We start from the raw sequence: 15,842 nt of genomic DNA on the forward strand, positions 1-15,842 counted from the left end.
TTCAGATCTCAGGCCTGGAGGTCTTCGGGGTGGCGACCTCGTCAATGACCGTCTCTTTCACCGCCTCGATCACTTTGGGCGCGGTTTTTTCGGCTTTTCTTTTCAGGTGGTGCAGTTCGGCGCCGGCACGTTCGATATCGGTCCGTGCACGGTGCAGATCGCTACGGCTCTTCTCCAGCAGGCTCTTGGCCGAGCAGTGGCCGGTGATGCCACGGGCCAGAACCGCGCCGCCGATGGCCAGCTGTACCAGACCGAACAGCCCGCCCCGGCGCAGCCCTTTGCCCACCAGCGCCACGCCACCGGCCAGCGAGGTCATGCGCTCCCAGCCCTGAACGTTCTGTTCCGGGCGTTGTGGCGGGAATGGGCGGTCAATGCGTTCGATGATCGGGGTATCGCTCATGATTGCTCTCCTGACGGGTTGAACCATTACTGACTGCCAGCCAGGTCAACTGTTCCCCGAATCTGCATCAATGGCTGCGCGGGCGGCTGGCGTGGGCTCGGTGACCTTGTCACGACCGAACTGCGCACCGGAGCGGGTGTTGTTGCCCTTGGCCATGCGGTCGTAGAGCACCACATTGACCGTCGCCGCGAGGTTCATGCAGCCTTCGGTAGGGATGTACACCACGTCCTCGCACCAGTCGCGGATCTCCTGGTCCAGCGAGCCATCTTCCGGGCCGAAGATATACAGGGCGCGATCAGGGTGGGTGTACTCCGGCAAGGCGCGGGCACCTTCGACCAGCTCGACTGCCACTGGCGTGCAGCCCAGCGGCAGGATCTGTTTGAGGTCTTCAATACCGATCAGCGGGATGTCCTGGTGGATCTTCTTGGTGTCGGTAACAAAGTCCCTGGCGCGCTCATAGCGTTTACCGGTGTAGAACACCGACGCCACGCCATAGCAACCGGCGGCGCGCATGACCGAGCCGACATTTTCCGGGGATTTGGGGTTATACAGTCCGATACAGGCGTAGCGTTTGTTGCCCACGGTGAAGTGCTCTGGAGAAAAGCCGGCAAGTATACGGCAGATTCAGAACCACAGCCGTACCCCCAGCACCAGCCGTGCTTCACTGCGCGCTTCACCCTCAGCCCTGGCGTAGTCAGCGCTATTGCCGTAGCGATGGTTCCAGGTCACGCCGATATAGGGCGCAAACTCGCGGCGGATCTCATAGCGCAGGCGCAAACCCAGTTCGCTGTCGGCAAGACCTGCACCGACCCCGCGTTGCTCATCGTTGCTGGCATACAGGTTGACCTCTGCCGAAGGCTGCAGGATCAGCCGGTTGGTAATCAGCAAGTCGTACTCGGCCTCCAGGCGTAGCGCAGCCTGGCCGCCTTCGCCGATAAACGCCGTAGCTTCGGTTTCCAGCCCGGACAGCGGCATGCCCTGAATCCCGAACGCCGCCCAGGTTTGCGCGGCACCGGGATTGAAGTCCTGACGTATGCCACCCAGCAAATCCCACCAGGGCGAAATTGAATGGCCCCACAGCGCCTGTACTTCGGCGTGCTCGGTACGCCCTTGACTGCGTTCGCCCTCGCTGCGTAACCACAACCGGTCGATGTCCCCACCGACCCAGCCGTCGACATTCCAGGCCAGCGCACTGCCGTGTTCGCCATCCTGCCATTCGAGCCTGTCTAGCAACACCTGATGATTCCAGGCGTTGTCGTGCATCTGGTGCCCTGCCGGGTGCTGGTACACCGCCGCCCGGTCAGCGTCGGTCAGGGGCGGGACTGGCGAGGCAACGGCGGGTGGCATTGAATGGCCGCTGTGTGTGCTCATGTCGTGGCCTGCGTGACCCTGATGAGCATCAGTGGCGGGCGCAGGCGCGTGTCCTGCATGCTCGTCTAGCGGCTGGGCGTGCATGGCAGGGTCCGCCATGGCGCCGTGGCTGGAGTGGTCCATATTGTGACCGGTGCCTTGCGCGGCCAGCGCGACCGGGCTGAACAGCAGGCTGGTGGTCAATAGCAGGGCAGGGCGGCGGCTCATGTGCGTCAGGCTCATTCTTGTACCCTCACTTCGCGGAACATGCCGGTCTCCATGTGGTACAGCAGGTGGCAGTGATAGGCCCAGCGGCCCAGCGCGTCGGCAGTCACCCGGTAGCTGCGCCGCGTGCCGGGCGGCATGTCGATGGTGTGCTTACGGACCATGAAGCGCCCGTGCTCGTCCTCCAGATCGCTCCACATGCCATGCAAGTGAATGGGGTGGGTCATCATGGTGTCGTTGACCAGCACGATACGCACCCGCTCGCCATACCTGAGCAACAAGGGTTCGGCGTCGGAAAACTTCACACCATTGAACGACCAGGCGAATTTTTCCATGTGCCCGGCCAGGTGCAGTTCAATGCTGCGGCCTGGCTCGCGGCCATCGGGGTCAGCGAAGCGGCTGCGCAGGTCAGCGTAAGTCAGCACCCGTCGGCCGTTATCGCGCAGGCCGATACCTGGATCATCCAGCTTGGCCGTTGGCTGGGTGGTCTGCATATCAACCAGCGGATTGCCCTCTTCGCTGGCGGGGTGTTCGATGGGTTGCGAACCGCTGCCATGCTGCATGCCCGGCATCGCTGGCATGGCGGCGTGATTCATTTGGCCATGGTTTATCTGGTCATGGCCCATGCCCGCATGGCTCATGTTCATATCGGCCATGCCCAGCAGTGGCCGTGGGTCCAACTGCGGCACTGGCGCACGCAGCCCCGGCTGGCTGGCCAGCGTGCCGCAGGCAAAGCCGCTGCGGTCCATGGCCTGGGCGAACAGGGTATAGGCGGGGGCCTGTGGCTCGATGATCACGTCATAGGTTTCTGCCACGGCGATACGCAGTTCATCGACGGTCACGGGTTCGACATGCAAGCCATCGGCGGCAACCACGGTCATTTTCAGGCCCGGTATGCGCAGGTCGAAGTAGCTCATGGCCGAGCCGTTGATCAGCCGCAGGCGGACCTTTTCGCCGGGCGTGAACAGCCCGGTCCAGTTCATGTCCGGTGCCTGGCCGTTCATCAGGTAGGTGTAGGTCGCGCCGCCGACATCAGCGATATCGGTGGGGTTCATGCGCATCTGCGCCCACATTTTCCGGTCGGCGACAGTCTGGCTCCAGCCGTGCCGGCCGACGTCGTCAATGAAGTCGATCAGGGTGCGTTTCTGGCGATTGTAGTAATCGCCTTGCTGCTTGAGTTTCTTCAGCAGCGTGGCAGGTTTCTCGTCGGTCCAGTCAGTGAGCATCACCACATGCTCACGCTGGTACTCGAACGGCTCGGGTTGCCTGGCATCGATGATCAGCGGCCCGTAGACCCCGGCCTGCTCCTGTAACCCGGAGTGGCTGTGATACCAGTAGGTGCCGTTCTGGCGCACCTTGAAGCGGTACTCATACATGCCGTCAGGGGCGATTCCGGCAAAACTCAGGCCCGGTACACCGTCCATATTGGCTGGCAGGATGATGCCGTGCCAGTGAATGGAGGTCGGTTCTTGCAGCCGGTTACGCACGCGCACCGTCACCGTATCGCCCTCACGCCAGCGCAACAACGGGCCGGGCAAGCCGTTATTGATGGTCAGTGCGGTACGCGGCCGACCGGTGATGTTCACCGGCGTTTCACCGATGAACAGCTCGAATTCGGTGCCGCTCAATTCCAGCGGCTGCTGATTGCCGACCGCAGCGGCCCGTAGTGGCGTAGCCAGCAAGCCCAGCCCACCCAGCAGCCCGCCGGCGGCCAGGCCCTGAACGAACGTACGTCGTGAAGTCTTGAAAGGCATCGCAGTAGAAGTCCCATGCATCGATGGGCGTGAAGATGCCATAACGCACAGCGGTGGGTGATTACATTTACGTCAGGTTAAAAAGCATGAGCAACGCTATAGGCATAAGCATTCGGCGAACTCTCCTGGTAACCGAGTGTGCCCTGAGAGGGTGTTTACAAAATAGGCGAACGAAGGCAAGACAAGGCGAAATCGGGCGGAAAAGCGCAGTGTACAGAAGTACATGAGCATGTTGACCGGGCTGGCGATCCAGGCCGATTTCAACGCAGTATTGCTAAGTGCAGCCATTTTGTAGACACCCTCTAAGCTTATGCATAACAAGTCTTATACCTATCCAGGTCGGTCTCATAAGCTGGCGTTTTGGGCACCTCTAAAAACGACCTGCGTTGCCAGCACTGCGTTAAAAAACGGCTCAGGATGCTCATTTACAACCCGTAAACTCCGCTCCCTCGCCGTTTTTTGCCTTGCGCAGGCTGCCTCGCCTACGTTTTTAGAGGTGACCTTTTGCAAGATATATCTATTGAATGCACCGGGATCTGTTTGCAATGCGAAGTCCGGGACACCATGAAGGAGGCTACGTTGATTCGGGCTTTTATGGTTGATGTGGATGGTGTAGTCGTCGATGGTCGGCCCGCCGACGGCCAAGGCTGGGCTTCATCACTTGAAGAGGATCTCGGGCTGGCAAGCTCGGATCTTCATAAGGCGCTGTTCGAGCCCTACTGGGATGCCATAGTTACCGGCAAGTTATCCCTTGAAGAGAGGCTTGCCTCGGTGCTGGCAGACATTGCTCCGAACCTTTCTGCGCATAGATTATTGAATTACTGGTTTGAAAACGATGCTCGGCTCAATCTCGGGTTGCTGGCGGACCTGGCCCGTCATCGTCGTCGTGGGGTGAAAGTATTTCTCGCGTCCAATCAGGAACACCTACGCGCAGAGTTTTTAATGACGTCACTTGGCCTGGATCACTACTGCGATGGCATCTTTTACTCCGCAGCGCTGTCTTGGCGAAAGCCAAGCCTTGAGTTTTATAAAAAGATCACCGAGTTGTCCGGATTTCTACCAGAGGAGTTACTCCTGATTGATGATACTCCAGCTAATGTTCAGGCTGCACTTGAGTCGGGCTGGAATGCTATTTGTTGGACGAAGTCCAGCGAGCTTGAAGCGCAGATCAGTGATCTACAAGTAATAGGCGAAAGTGCAAAATGACCCTGCGCAGGGTCGTATCGTGAACAGCGACTGCTCTTGAGTTCTGTAAGAAAAAGTACTGCTGCCTACAAAGTAGGCGGCAGGCCAAGGTGACCATAGCCGCAACGCTCCTGGCCAGCCAAACATCCGTTCACTGATGCTCCGCTGTCGATACTTTGGACAATCAAAGAGTCGCGGCAAGCCATGCGGGCCGCCAGCCAATCATGGCGCAAACGCTACCGGCACCGACTTTTAGTACAAAACCTAAAAAGTATGAGCGGCTGTGTTTTTGCCGTTGTTCTTCGGGCCGAGCCCGCGCTGTGGCGCCAGATCAGCACAGAGGTGCAGCGCTCACTCATCCTTCTTCATCAAGCCTGCCAGCGCCGCAAACGGGTTATGCGTGGCCTTGGCGATTTTCGGTGTGCTCAGTGAGTCTTCGCTGAAGTACTGCTGATCGGTGTATCGCGCATGTTCGTTGTCATGGCAATACAGGCACAGCAACTCCCAGTTCGAGCCGTCCTGGGGGTTGTTGTCGTGGTTGTGGTCACGATGGTGCACCGTCAATTCGCTCAGGCGCTTGCCGGAAAACTCCCGGGCGCAGCGCCCGCAGACATGCGGGTACATGCGCAGGGCCTTGTCACGGTAGCCTTTTTCCCGTTCGCGCTGGGTTTCGGCGAGGATGCGGTCCAGTTTGGAAGTGTTCGACGGCGTGCTCATACAATGGCCTTGCTGCAGGTGTGGAATACGCCGTCAGTCTATCAGGCTGTCAAACCTGCTGCGCGAGCAACTGCCCATCGACCATGCGTAGTCGCCTGGACAATGAAATCGCCAATGCGCGAATGATCTTTGCCGCAATCTTCGGCGCCTCGTCGATCATCTTGTCCAGTGAGTCACGCCCCAGGGTCAGCAACTGGCAGTGGCTGGCAGCGATGCAACTGGCCGAGCGACGTTCGCCATCGAGCACCGCCATTTCGCCCAACGCCCGGCCGCGGCGCAGGCTGGCGATATCCACCGCCTGGCCGTCGGGGTTGAGTTTGCGCACCACCACGCTGCCCTGGTCAATGATGCACATGAAGGTTCCGGGGTCGCCTTCATTGAAGATGACCTGGTCCTTGTCGAATTCAGTGATGCTGAAATAACCGGCGACGCTGGCCAACTCGCTGGATGACACGGAATCAAAAAGCCCGCAGTCGAGCAGCATGGTGTGAATCGCGGTGTTCATGTTGGACGGTTCAGGCATGATTCGGTCTTGTTCTGATTGGTTTACGCTCACGGTCAACGCTTGTTGCAGCCAGGCGCCCGATGACGACGGTCTGGCTGCGAAGCACGGCTATCAACCAGCCAGGTCAAGTACTTTGAACACAAAACCGTATTCAAGTGCCACATCCCGCAGGCCCTGATAGCGGCCGCTCATGCCGCCATGGCCGGCGCCCAGCTCGGTCTTGAGCAGCAGCAGGTTGTCGTCGGTCTTGTGCTCACGCAACCGCGCCACCCACTTGGCTGCCTCCCAGTACTGCACGCGGCTGTCGTTGTAACCGGCGATCACCAGCGTTGCCGGGTAGGCCTGGGCCTGGACGTTTTCATAAGGCGCATAGGCTTTGATCCGCTCATACACTTGCGGTTCTTGCGGATTACCCCATTCGTCGTATTCGGTGACGGTCAGCGGCAGCTCCGGGTCGAGCATGGTGTTGAGCACGTCGACAAACGGCACTTCGGCAATTGCCGCACGGAAAAGTTCAGGGCGCTGGTTGAGTACCGCGCCGATCAACAACCCGCCAGCGCTACCGCCGCTGATCACCAGTTGCCCGGCGCGGGTCAGGCCTTTGTCGATCAGGTGTTCGGCGCAGGCAATGAAGTCGCCAAAGGTGTTGTGTTTGTGTTCCTGCTTGCCGGCGCGATACCAGGCTTCGCCCAGCTCGCCGCCGCCACGCACGTGGGCGATGGCAAAGGCTACGCCGCGGTCGAGCAGGCTCAGGCGGGCATGGGAAAACCACGGGTCGAGGCTCGCGCCGTAGGCGCCGTAGCCATACAGGTAAACCGGCGTTGGCTGGCCCAGGCAGTCACGGCGCACCACCAGGCTGATCGGCACTTGAGTGCCGTCGGCGGCAGTTGCCCAGAGGCGCTGACTCACATAGGCATCGGCATCGAACTCGCCGAGTACCGGTGTTTGCTTGAGTACCTGTTGCTGGCCGTTGTCCAGTTGCAACTGGCGTACTTGAGAGGGGCGGTTCAGTGACTGGTAGCGCAGACGAATACGGTCGCTGTCGAACTCCAGGCTGTCCTGCACATACAGGCTGTAGGCGGCATCAGGCAACTGCACGCGGTAGGCCGGCAGGTTCTGCGGGCGCACCTCGATCACTGGCAGGCCGCCTTCACGCAGGCTCAGGGTGATGGCTTTGGCATTGAGGGTCACGCCATCGAGCATCACTGTATCGCTGTGGGGCACCAGCGGCTGCCAGTCGGCGCGGGCTGGAATACCGGTGGCCGGTGCCTGGTAAAGCGCGAAGTTGATACCGTCCTGGTTGCTGCGAATGAACCAGGTCCATTGGCCATCGAGCAGGCCGTGATCGACGTCATATTCGTGGCCTTCGACCCGTGGTGCCAGGCAAGTGAACGCCTGCGCTGGCTGATCGGCGTCCAGTACCCAGGCTTCGCTGGTGGTCTTGCTGCCCAGTTGTAGCAGCAGCTGGCGTTCCGAGCTGCTGCGTGCGCATTGCAGGAAAAAGCGCCCGTCCGGCTCGCAAAACACCTCCTCGGCATTTGCCTCGCCCAAACGATGGCGATGGAGCTTCCAGGGTCTGTGGGTGTCGTCCAGCGTTGCGAAGAACAGGGTCTGGCTGTCATTGGCCCAGGTCATGCTCCCGTCGCAGTCCTCGAAGGGCAGGCTGTGCACCTCGCCGCTGTCCAGTTCCTTGACGAACAACTGGTAGATCTCATCGCCCGAGGTGTCCAGGCTGTAGGCCAGACGGCGGTGGTCAGGGCTGATGCTGAAGCTGCCCAGCGACAGGAAACCGCCGTTGGCCAGTACGTTCGGGTCCAGCAACAGCTGTTCGCTGGGTTCGTCTGGCTGATGGGAGCCGTCGGCCGGGCGTGCGCAGCGGTAATGCCGCGCGTATTCGTCGCCGGCGGTGGTGCGGGTGTAATACAGGTACGGGCCCCAGGGCGAGGGCAGCGACAGGTCGGTCTCCTGGATGCGCGCCTTGATTTCTTCAAACAGCGCCTCGCGCAGAGCCTGTTGGTCGCCTAGCTGTGCATCGGTATAAGCGTTTTCGGCTTTCAGGTAATCGAGTACTTCAGTGCTGTCGCGCTCTTGCAGCCAGACATAAGGGTCCTGGCCATCGGCCTTACGGGCTACAGGGGCGCTGGCGCAGGTAGTAGGTGAAGTCATGCCGGGCTCTCCTGGATAAAACGTGGTTCACATGCCGGACGCGCCGGGGCCGTGAAAAGCCGTTATCATAAGCGTCTATTTGACTGGCTGACCACGCACCACATGACTGAACATGACTATCTGATCGCCTGGGGTCTCTACGCCGTTGCTGCATTGGGCTGCCTGCTGGTGCTGTTTGTAATGACCGGCTGGATGTGGCGCTACCTCAAGGAGCCGCTGCGGGTGATTGGCGCGGTGCTGCTGTTTACCCCGACCGTGGTTGATCCGGCACGTGATCTTTACGCGCCGGCGGTGGCTATTTCGGCACTGGATCTGCTGTTCAAGGTGGGCAGCAATGTCTGGACGGCGGTGCTCGACCTTGCCATGTATGGTCTGTGTGCGTTCATTGCTTACCTGGTGTTCGTGCTGGTGCGCATGCCCATCGAAAAAAGCCGCAAGGCACGCCAGGAGCAGCTTGAAGCCCGCAAGCAACAGGCCGCTGCGCAGGATGACGAGGATGATGAGCCGTTCGGCAAGAGTGAGCTTTACGGCCGCAGCCCGGAACCGGCGTCGACGCTGCGCACCCGGGTCGAGCCGCGGCTGTAACCGTTCGCTTCGTGGGGGCGCGCCGGCTGTACGCCTGCGCAGGCAATGTTTTGAAGCGAGTACCTGAACATGTGTGAACTGCTGGGCATGAGTGCCAATGTCCCGACTGATATCGTTTTCAGCTTTACCGGCCTGATGCAGCGCGGCGGCCGCACCGGTCCGCACCGTGATGGCTGGGGCATCGGTTTTTATGAGGGGCGCGGCCTGCGCCTGTTTCAGGATCCGGCGGCCAGCAGCGAGTCGGAAGTCGCGCAGTTGGTACAGCGTTATCCGATCAAGAGCGAAGTGGTGATCGGCCATATCCGCCAGGCCAACGTCGGCAAAGTCTGCCTGTCCAACACGCACCCGTTTGTACGTGAACTGTGGGGCCGGAACTGGTGCTTTGCCCACAATGGCCAGCTGGCGGATTTCAATCCGCAGCACAGTTTCTATAGGCCGGTGGGCGATACTGACAGCGAAGCGGCGTTCTGCGACCTGCTTAACCGCATTCGCGAGGCGTACCCTGAGCCCGTGGAAATCGAGCAGCTTTTGCCAACGCTGGTAGAGGCCTGCAACGAGTACCGTGGCAAAGGGGTATTCAATGGCTTGCTGAGTGATGGCGACTGGCTATTTTGCTTTTGTTCCACCAAGCTGGTGCACATTACCCGACGGGCGCCATTTGGCCCTGCGCGGTTGAAGGATGTCGATGTGATCGTCGATTTCCAGGCTGAAACAACGCCCCACGACGTGGTCACCGTGATCGCCACCGAAGCCTTGACCGAGAATGAGACCTGGACCGGTTACGAACCGGGCCAGTGGGGGCTGTGGCGCAAGGGGGAGTGTGTCACCCACGGCACCACCGCAACACCGTAATACCTGCTTTGAACGACCGACCCGCCAAAAAATCAAAAAGAGGGATATCGATGCTGCGTAGTTACCTGCGACTGGTTCTGTTCACCACCGCACTGTTGTTCGGCGTCCAGGCGCCAGGTTTCATCAGTGATTACAGCAAGCGGGTCGAGGCGCACCTGATCGAGGCGCAGCAGGCGATCAAGGGCTTCAAAGCGACCGCGCAGCAGTTCTTCAACGGTGACATTCAGGCACTGATCCAGCACTACCGCAACAGCGAAGACCCGGTGTTTCGCAACGACGCCAGCAACATCGAAAACCTGCTCAGCCGCACCCAGGTACTGGAGCGTCAATGGCTGGGCCTGCAAGGCTCCATGGCCGGCAAAGCCTGGCACGTCGCGACTGCCGCCGACCCTGACATCCGCCGCGAAACCCTTGATGGCTACACCTGGCAACTGCTGCTCACCCCCGTGGTGATCGGCTGGGGTATCGCCAGCGCGGTGATCCTCACCTTCCTGGTTGAAGGCCTGTTCCTGCTGCTGGGCTGGGTGGTCAACGGCGGCCGGCGCAAACCGAAAATGCGCGCCGAGTGGCGTTGAGCAAAACGCTGGTGATTGTCCGCAGGAGATCGCCCGCCGCCTCGGCGCCGCGCTGTCGCGCAGCAAACACGGCCCCGTAGGAGCGGCTTTAGCCGCGAAGGCTTCCCGGCTGAACCGGATCGGCCGCTCTTACTTGGCCAAATAGCGAATCCCTTCCTCCAGCCCTTCCAGGGTCAGCGGATACATCCGCTGCTCTACCAGGTCGCGCACAATGTGCGTCGAGGTCGTGTAATCCCAGACGTTCTTCGGGTAAGGATTGATCCACACCAGCTTTTTGAACTTGCTCATGAACCGCTGCATCCACAGATGGCCCGGCTCCTCGTTCCAGTGTTCGACGCTGCCACCGGCATGCGTGATCTCATAAGGTGCCATGGACGCATCACCGACGAAGATCACTTTGTAATCGGCGCCATAGGTATGCAGCACGTCCTGGGTGGCGATGCGCTCGGCATTGCGCCGCTGATTATCCTTCCACAGCGTTTCATAAACGAAGTTGTGGAAATAGTAATACTCCAGGTGCTTGAACTCGGTCTTGCACGCCGAGAACAGCTCTTCGCAAACCTTCACATGCGCATCCATCGAGCCGCCAATGTCGAACAGCAACAGCAGTTTCACGGCGTTGCGCCGCTGCGGGCGCATCTGGATGTTCAGCAGTCCCGCATCGCGGGCGGTGTGTTCGATAGTGCCATCGAGGTCCAGCTCTTCGGCCGCCCCCTCTCGGGCGAACTTGCGCAGCCTTCGCAGTGCGACTTTCAGGTTGCGAGTGCCCAGCTCGACCTGATCATCGAGGTTGCGGTACTCGCGTTGGTCCCAGACTTTGACCGCCTTGCCCTGACGCTGCCCGGCATCGCCCACCCGGATGCCTTCGGGGTGATAGCCACCGGAGCCAAACGGGCTGGTGCCGCCGGTGCCGATCCACTTGTTGCCGCCAGCGTGGCGCTCTTCCTGTTCGGCCAGGCGCTGCTTGAACGCCTCCAGCAGTTTGTCCAGGCCTCCGAGTGACTGGATCTGCGCCCGCTCTTCAGGCGTCAGCGAACGTTCGAATTCCTTGCGCAACCAGTCTTCGGGAATCAGCGCCTGCAGCGCGTCATCAAGATCCTGCAGGCCATTGAAGTAAGCGCCAAAAGCCCGGTCGAACTTGTCAAAGTGGCGCTCGTCCTTGACCAGAATCGTGCGGGCCAGAAAGTAGAACTCGTCGAGATCGGCAAACACCACACGTTGTTGCAGGGCCTCGATCAGGTCCAGCAGTTCGCGCAACGACACCGGTACTTTTGCGGCACGCATTTCGTTAAACAGATTGATCAGCATGGCGAGGGCCTTTGTTCAGCGGTTGCCGCGCCGGCTCATGAACGCCAGGCGTTCGAGCAATTGCACATCCTGCTCGTTCTTCACCAGAGCACCAGCCAGCGGTGGAATGGCCTTGGTCGGATTGCGCTCGCGCAGCACTTCTTCGCCAATCTCGTCGGCCATCAACAGCTTCAGCCAGTCGACCAGTTCCGAGGTCGAGGGCTTCTTCTTGAGGCCCGGCACTTTGCGCACATCGAAAAACACATCCAGCGCTTCGCTGACCAGGCTTTGCTTGATGTTCGGGAAGTGCACATCGACGATCTTTTGCAGTGTCTGGCGGTCGGGGAAGGCGATGTAATGGAAGAAGCAGCGGCGCAGGAAGGCGTCGGGCAGTTCCTTCTCGTTATTGGAGGTAATGATGATGATCGGCCGGTGCCGGGCCTTGATGGTCTCGTCGGTTTCATAGACGTAGAACTCCATGCGGTCGAGTTCTTGCAGCAGGTCGTTAGGGAACTCGATATCGGCCTTGTCGATCTCGTCGATCAGCAGAATCACCCGCTCGGGTGCTTCGAAGGCTTCCCAGAGCTTGCCCTTTTTCAGGTAGTTGCGCACGTCGTGAACCTTGTCCACGCCCAGTTGCGAGTCGCGCAGGCGGCTGACCGCATCGTACTCGTACAAGCCCTGATGGGCCTTGGTGGTGGACTTGATGTGCCAGGTGATCAGCCGTGCGCCAAAGGATTCGGCCAACTGCTCGGCCAGCAAGGTCTTGCCGGTGCCTGGCTCGCCTTTGACCAGCAACGGTCGCTCCAGAGTGACGGCGGCGTTGACCGCCAGTTTGAGGTCGTCGGTGGCGACGTAGGTGGCGGTGCCTTCGAACTTCATCGTTGATGGATCCTCGTAACCCGGACAAAGGGATGAATATAGCCTGTATCACTGCGCATCGGTGCCTTCATATCGGGCATTGAAGGCCTGGATAAAGCCATTGCGCAAAATCCCCCAGAACGCTTGCAGGCCACTGATGTTCTGCTGCTTGACGCTGCCAGACAGCTCCACCCGAGTGGCGAACTGGTTCTTTTGCTGGTTTTTGAGCACGGTTTCACTGGCGCCGACCAGGGCCTCCCAGACCGAGCGCAACAAGCCCTTGTTCTGATTCTCGACGTCCTGCTGCCAGTTGAACACCTCGACGTCGCGCAGCAAGGGCTTAATGTAGCCGTCCAGCCGGCCGTCGACCGCCTGGGCTTCGATGACCAGATCGCCGTGCCCGGCGTTGAAGTCGAACTTGCCATAGGCCGAGGCAAAGTCGTTCATGCGTTTGAGCTCTATGCCGGTGGCGCGCAGCCGAAAGTCAAAGTCCTGAAAGTTGTTCATCGGATCGAACGTGGCGGTGCTTTCAAGGCGGGCGCTCTGCAACAGCCGGGCCTTGCCTTCGAAGCGTGCGTCCCGAGGGCCCTGCAGGTCGACCACGTTGGTCAGGTTGTACAGGCTGGCGTTGACCTGATCGGCCTCGATACGCACTTTCGGGGTGGTACTGAAGTTATTGAAGGTGATCTGGCCGTTATCGATGCGCAACTCGTTGAGGGTGAACGGCAGGACTTTATCCAGTTGCGCCCGCCAGTCGGTGCCCTGACCGGTCTGCGAAGCGCTGCGGTCTTGGCCGCCGTCGACGAAGTTGAGTTGCGGTTCGCTGAAAATCACCTCACCGACCACGGCATGATCCTGCCACAGCGAGCGCCAGCTTATGGCCAGTTCGATCAGCGGCGCCTGCAGAAACGGCACCGGCACTTTGCCGTCGACCTTGACGATCTGCAGCGCCTTGATCCGATAGGCGCCGCGCCACCAGGCCAGCTCGACATCGGCGATGCGGCCACGGTAATCGCCCATGTCTGCCAGCTTGTCGTTCAGGTAGTCGCGCACCAGATAAGGCAGGGCCAGGTGCAGGGCCAGCAGCAGGCTGGCCAGACCGGCCAGAGTCCATAATGGCCAGCGGTAGCGACGTTTCATGGTATTGGCCTCGAAAAGACGGTTAACAGGCTGTTGAGAGTTGACTGCCGTCAAGATCAATCGTTTCGCTGTGACTGGACGCAAAACAGCCTTGCGCATAGGCTGTTGGGTCTTTCTCAAATGCCTTTGCAACAAGGACACCGTCATGAGCCGGATCTATGCAGACAATGCCCACTCCATCGGCAATACGCCGCTGGTGCAGATCAACCGGATAGCGCCGCGCGGCGTGACCATCCTGGCCAAGATCGAAGGTCGCAACCCTGGCTATTCGGTCAAATGCCGGATCGGCGCGAACATGGTCTGGGACGCCGAGAGCAGCGGCAAACTCAAGCCGGGCATGACCATTGTCGAACCGACTTCCGGCAACACCGGCATTGGTCTGGCCTTCGTTGCAGCGGCGCGGGGCTACAAGCTGATCCTGACCATGCCGTCCTCCATGAGCCTGGAGCGTCGCAAAGTGCTCAAGGCGCTCGGCGCAGAGCTGGTGTTGACCGAGCCTGCCAAGGGCATGAAAGGCGCGATTGCCAAGGCTGAAGAGTTGCTGGCGGCCAACCCCGGCGAGTACTTCATGCCAGCGCAGTTCGACAACCCGGCCAACCCGGCGATTCACGAGAAAACCACCGGCCCGGAAATCTGGGCTGATACCGACGGCGCGATCGACGTGCTGGTCGCGGGTGTTGGTACCGGCGGCACCATCACCGGCGTCTCGCGCTACATCAAACAAACCGCTGGCAAGCCGATCCTGTCGGTGGCGGTCGAGCCTGAGACCTCGCCGATCATCGCCCAGGCGCTGGCTGGTGAAGAAATCAAGCCGGCCCCGCACAAGATTCAGGGCATCGGCGCCGGGTTCATCCCGAACAACCTCGATCTGTCGCTGCTCGACCGCGTCGAGTCTGTCAGCGAAGACGAAGCCAAGAGCATGGCCCTGCGCCTGATGCAGGAAGAGGGCATCCTGTGCGGTATTTCCTGCGGTGCTGCCATGGCCGCTGCCGTGCGGCTGGCTGAAAAGCCCGAGATGCAGGGCAAGACCCTGGTGGTGATCCTGCCCGACTCGGGCGAGCGCTACCTGTCGAGCATGCTGTTCAGCGACCTGTTCACCGACCAGCAATTGCAGCAGTGAGTTTCTTGCCGGTCGGTCAAAGGTTTATGATGGCCGACTTGTTAAGCGCTTGATGCGCTGAAGAACTTCTGGCCGGTGCGTACCGGCCTTACGACCCGAACTGACGGGCGGCCTTGATCCAAAGGCCGCCCGTTGGTTTTCAAGGAGAGCTCCATGACCCTATCGTTCGCTGTAAAGGCGTCGATCCTGCTGTTGTTCGTGGGCAGCACGCTGTACGTCCACCTGCGTGGCCGGGCACGCCTGCCGCTGCTGCGTCAGTTTGTTAATCATTCGGCGTTGTTCGCTCCTTACAACAGCCTGATGTACCTGTTTTCCAAAGTACCGTCCAAGCCATACCTGGACCGCCGCGAGTTTCCTGAGCTCGATGTGCTCAAGGACAACTGGCAAGTCATTCGTGAAGAGGCCATGCGCCTGTTCGACGAGGGTTACATCCGTGCGGCAGCCAAGGATAACGACGCCGGTTTTGGCTCGTTCTTCAAGAAAGGCTGGAAGCGGTTTTACCTGAAATGGTACGACAAGGCCCTGCCGTCGGCCGAAACCCTGTGCCCGCAAACCGTGGCGCTGGTCAACAGCATTCCCAACGTCAAGGGCGCAATGTTCGCCTTGCTGCCTGGCGACAGCCACCTCAACCCGCACCGCGACCCGTTCGCCGGCTCGCTGCGTTATCACCTGGGCCTGTCGACGCCCAACTCCGACGCCTGCCGGATCTTCGTCGATGGCGAGGAGTACGCCTGGCGTGACGGTGAAGACGTGATGTTCGACGAAACCTACGTGCACTGGGTCAAGAACGAGACCAGCGTGACCCGGGTGATTCTGTTCTGTGATGTCGAGCGGCCACTGACCAACAACCTGATGACCCGCATCAACCGCAGCGTCAGCGCCTTTCTGGGCCGCGCCACCGCGCCGCAGAATCTCGACGACGAGCGCGTCGGCGGCATCAACCAGGCCTATGCTTTCAGCAAGCGCTTCAGCAACGTGATCAGCACTCAGGTCAAGCAGTTCAAGCGCAGCAACCCCAAGGCCTACCGCATCCTGCGCCCGGTGCTGGCCGTGCTGGTGCTGACCCTGCTGGGTTACTGGCTGTTTGGTTGAGCCGATAACGGGGTAGGGGCCGGCAGAT

General features: G+C 60.3%; 16 protein-coding genes and 1 pseudogene. 6 read left to right on the forward strand and 11 right to left on the reverse strand.

Features of this window, described 5'->3' with window-relative positions; translation table 11 throughout:
* Position 1: 1 nt before the first annotated feature.
* From NRB16_RS04550 to NRB16_RS04565, 4 genes are read right to left on the reverse strand one after another with little or no spacing between them, the layout of a single operon-like run.
* A complete protein-coding gene (locus NRB16_RS04550; RefSeq protein ID WP_257105559.1) occupies positions 2 to 400 on the reverse strand; it encodes a DUF2892 domain-containing protein in 399 nt (132 codons plus the stop codon).
* Between the two features lie 45 nt (positions 401 to 445).
* Complete coding sequence (locus NRB16_RS04555; RefSeq protein ID WP_045489027.1) at positions 446 to 982, reverse strand: RNA methyltransferase; 537 nt, start codon at positions 980 to 982, stop codon at positions 446 to 448.
* Between the two features lie 42 nt (positions 983 to 1,024).
* Positions 1,025 to 1,978, reverse strand: a complete 954-nt coding sequence (locus NRB16_RS04560; RefSeq protein WP_306456356.1) for a copper resistance protein B — start codon at positions 1,976 to 1,978, stop codon at positions 1,025 to 1,027.
* 11 nt (positions 1,979 to 1,989) lie between these two features.
* Entirely contained in the window at positions 1,990 to 3,729 is a 1,740-nt protein-coding gene (locus NRB16_RS04565) for a copper resistance system multicopper oxidase (protein ID WP_257105560.1), read from the reverse strand.
* Positions 3,730 to 4,308: 579 nt separating this feature from the next.
* On the opposite strand from NRB16_RS04565, the gene NRB16_RS04570 reads away from it, so the two are divergent.
* Positions 4,309 to 4,935: an HAD-IA family hydrolase gene (locus tag NRB16_RS04570; RefSeq protein WP_197540954.1), complete on the forward strand. Its 627-nt coding sequence runs from the start codon at positions 4,309 to 4,311 to the stop codon at positions 4,933 to 4,935.
* 52 nt (positions 4,936 to 4,987) lie between these two features.
* Here NRB16_RS04570 and NRB16_RS04575 read toward each other — a convergent pair.
* The 4 genes and pseudogenes from NRB16_RS04575 to NRB16_RS04590 all read right to left on the reverse strand — a co-directional run.
* Positions 4,988 to 5,118 (reverse strand): annotated as a pseudogene (locus NRB16_RS04575) (IS5/IS1182 family transposase); the annotation flags it as partial.
* Positions 5,119 to 5,265: 147 nt separating this feature from the next.
* A complete protein-coding gene (locus NRB16_RS04580; protein ID WP_045489033.1) occupies positions 5,266 to 5,631 on the reverse strand; it encodes a YajD family HNH nuclease in 366 nt (121 codons plus the stop codon).
* Positions 5,632 to 5,680: 49 nt separating this feature from the next.
* Positions 5,681 to 6,154, reverse strand: coding sequence for a cyclic nucleotide-binding domain-containing protein (locus tag NRB16_RS04585; protein WP_045489035.1), 474 nt, complete (start codon positions 6,152 to 6,154; stop codon positions 5,681 to 5,683).
* A gap of 93 nt (positions 6,155 to 6,247) precedes the next feature.
* Positions 6,248 to 8,302 carry a S9 family peptidase gene (locus tag NRB16_RS04590; protein WP_257105561.1) on the reverse strand — a complete coding sequence of 685 codons (2,055 nt, stop codon included), beginning with the start codon at positions 8,300 to 8,302 and terminating at the stop codon, positions 6,248 to 6,250.
* Positions 8,303 to 8,404: 102 nt separating this feature from the next.
* On the opposite strand from NRB16_RS04590, the gene NRB16_RS04595 reads away from it, so the two are divergent.
* The 3 genes from NRB16_RS04595 to NRB16_RS04605 all read left to right on the forward strand — a co-directional run bounded on the left by NRB16_RS04595 (position 8,405) and on the right by NRB16_RS04605 (position 10,314).
* Positions 8,405 to 8,887 (forward strand): MFS transporter, encoded by a 483-nt coding sequence (locus tag NRB16_RS04595; protein WP_253142714.1) that lies wholly within the window; start codon positions 8,405 to 8,407, stop codon positions 8,885 to 8,887.
* 69 nt (positions 8,888 to 8,956) lie between these two features.
* On the forward strand, positions 8,957 to 9,739 hold the full coding sequence (locus tag NRB16_RS04600; protein ID WP_045489041.1) for a class II glutamine amidotransferase: 783 nt from the start codon (positions 8,957 to 8,959) through the stop codon (positions 9,737 to 9,739).
* 50 nt (positions 9,740 to 9,789) lie between these two features.
* Entirely contained in the window at positions 9,790 to 10,314 is a 525-nt protein-coding gene (locus NRB16_RS04605) for a DUF2937 family protein (RefSeq protein ID WP_045489043.1), read from the forward strand.
* A 129-nt stretch (positions 10,315 to 10,443) separates the two neighbouring features.
* Here the strand turns inward: NRB16_RS04605 and NRB16_RS04610 are convergent, their stop codons facing one another.
* The 3 genes from NRB16_RS04610 to NRB16_RS04620 are packed head-to-tail and all read right to left on the reverse strand — an operon-like array spanning position 10,444 to position 13,602.
* Positions 10,444 to 11,622 carry a VWA domain-containing protein gene (locus NRB16_RS04610; RefSeq protein ID WP_257105562.1) on the reverse strand — a complete coding sequence of 393 codons (1,179 nt, stop codon included), beginning with the start codon at positions 11,620 to 11,622 and terminating at the stop codon, positions 10,444 to 10,446.
* A gap of 15 nt (positions 11,623 to 11,637) precedes the next feature.
* Positions 11,638 to 12,483, reverse strand: a complete 846-nt coding sequence (locus NRB16_RS04615; RefSeq protein ID WP_045489048.1) for a MoxR family ATPase — start codon at positions 12,481 to 12,483, stop codon at positions 11,638 to 11,640.
* Positions 12,484 to 12,531: 48 nt separating this feature from the next.
* Positions 12,532 to 13,602, reverse strand: a complete 1,071-nt coding sequence (locus tag NRB16_RS04620; protein WP_257105563.1) for a DUF748 domain-containing protein — start codon at positions 13,600 to 13,602, stop codon at positions 12,532 to 12,534.
* A 145-nt stretch (positions 13,603 to 13,747) separates the two neighbouring features.
* Here NRB16_RS04620 and cysK point away from each other — a divergent pair, with 145 nt between their 5' ends.
* Entirely contained in the window at positions 13,748 to 14,722 is a 975-nt protein-coding gene (gene cysK, locus NRB16_RS04625; RefSeq protein WP_045489054.1) for a cysteine synthase A, read from the forward strand.
* Between the two features lie 153 nt (positions 14,723 to 14,875).
* Complete coding sequence (locus NRB16_RS04630) at positions 14,876 to 15,814, forward strand: aspartyl/asparaginyl beta-hydroxylase domain-containing protein (RefSeq protein ID WP_045489057.1); 939 nt, start codon at positions 14,876 to 14,878, stop codon at positions 15,812 to 15,814.
* Positions 15,815 to 15,842 lie beyond the last annotated feature (28 nt).

It is taken from the genome of Pseudomonas sp. LJDD11 (genome assembly GCF_024584215.1).
Classification (GTDB): domain Bacteria; phylum Pseudomonadota; class Gammaproteobacteria; order Pseudomonadales; family Pseudomonadaceae; genus Aquipseudomonas.

Coding starts and splice junctions, on each gene's coding strand:
- NRB16_RS04550 (WP_257105559.1), bottom strand. CDS start 400: ATGAGCGATACCCCGATCATCGAACGCATTGACCGCCCATTCCCGCCA.
- NRB16_RS04560 (WP_306456356.1), bottom strand. CDS start 1,978: ATGAGCCGCCGCCCTGCCCTGCTATTGACCACCAGCCTGCTGTTCAGC.
- NRB16_RS04565 (WP_257105560.1), bottom strand. CDS start 3,729: ATGCCTTTCAAGACTTCACGACGTACGTTCGTTCAGGGCCTGGCCGCC.
- NRB16_RS04580 (WP_045489033.1), bottom strand. CDS start 5,631: ATGAGCACGCCGTCGAACACTTCCAAACTGGACCGCATCCTCGCCGAA.
- NRB16_RS04585 (WP_045489035.1), bottom strand. CDS start 6,154: ATGCCTGAACCGTCCAACATGAACACCGCGATTCACACCATGCTGCTC.
- NRB16_RS04590 (WP_257105561.1), bottom strand. CDS start 8,302: ATGACTTCACCTACTACCTGCGCCAGCGCCCCTGTAGCCCGTAAGGCC.
- NRB16_RS04595 (WP_253142714.1), top strand. CDS start 8,405: ATGACTGAACATGACTATCTGATCGCCTGGGGTCTCTACGCCGTTGCT.
- NRB16_RS04600 (WP_045489041.1), top strand. CDS start 8,957: ATGTGTGAACTGCTGGGCATGAGTGCCAATGTCCCGACTGATATCGTT.
- NRB16_RS04605 (WP_045489043.1), top strand. CDS start 9,790: ATGCTGCGTAGTTACCTGCGACTGGTTCTGTTCACCACCGCACTGTTG.
- NRB16_RS04610 (WP_257105562.1), bottom strand. CDS start 11,622: ATGCTGATCAATCTGTTTAACGAAATGCGTGCCGCAAAAGTACCGGTG.
- NRB16_RS04615 (WP_045489048.1), bottom strand. CDS start 12,483: ATGAAGTTCGAAGGCACCGCCACCTACGTCGCCACCGACGACCTCAAA.
- NRB16_RS04620 (WP_257105563.1), bottom strand. CDS start 13,602: ATGAAACGTCGCTACCGCTGGCCATTATGGACTCTGGCCGGTCTGGCC.
- cysK (WP_045489054.1), top strand. CDS start 13,748: ATGAGCCGGATCTATGCAGACAATGCCCACTCCATCGGCAATACGCCG.
- NRB16_RS04630 (WP_045489057.1), top strand. CDS start 14,876: ATGACCCTATCGTTCGCTGTAAAGGCGTCGATCCTGCTGTTGTTCGTG.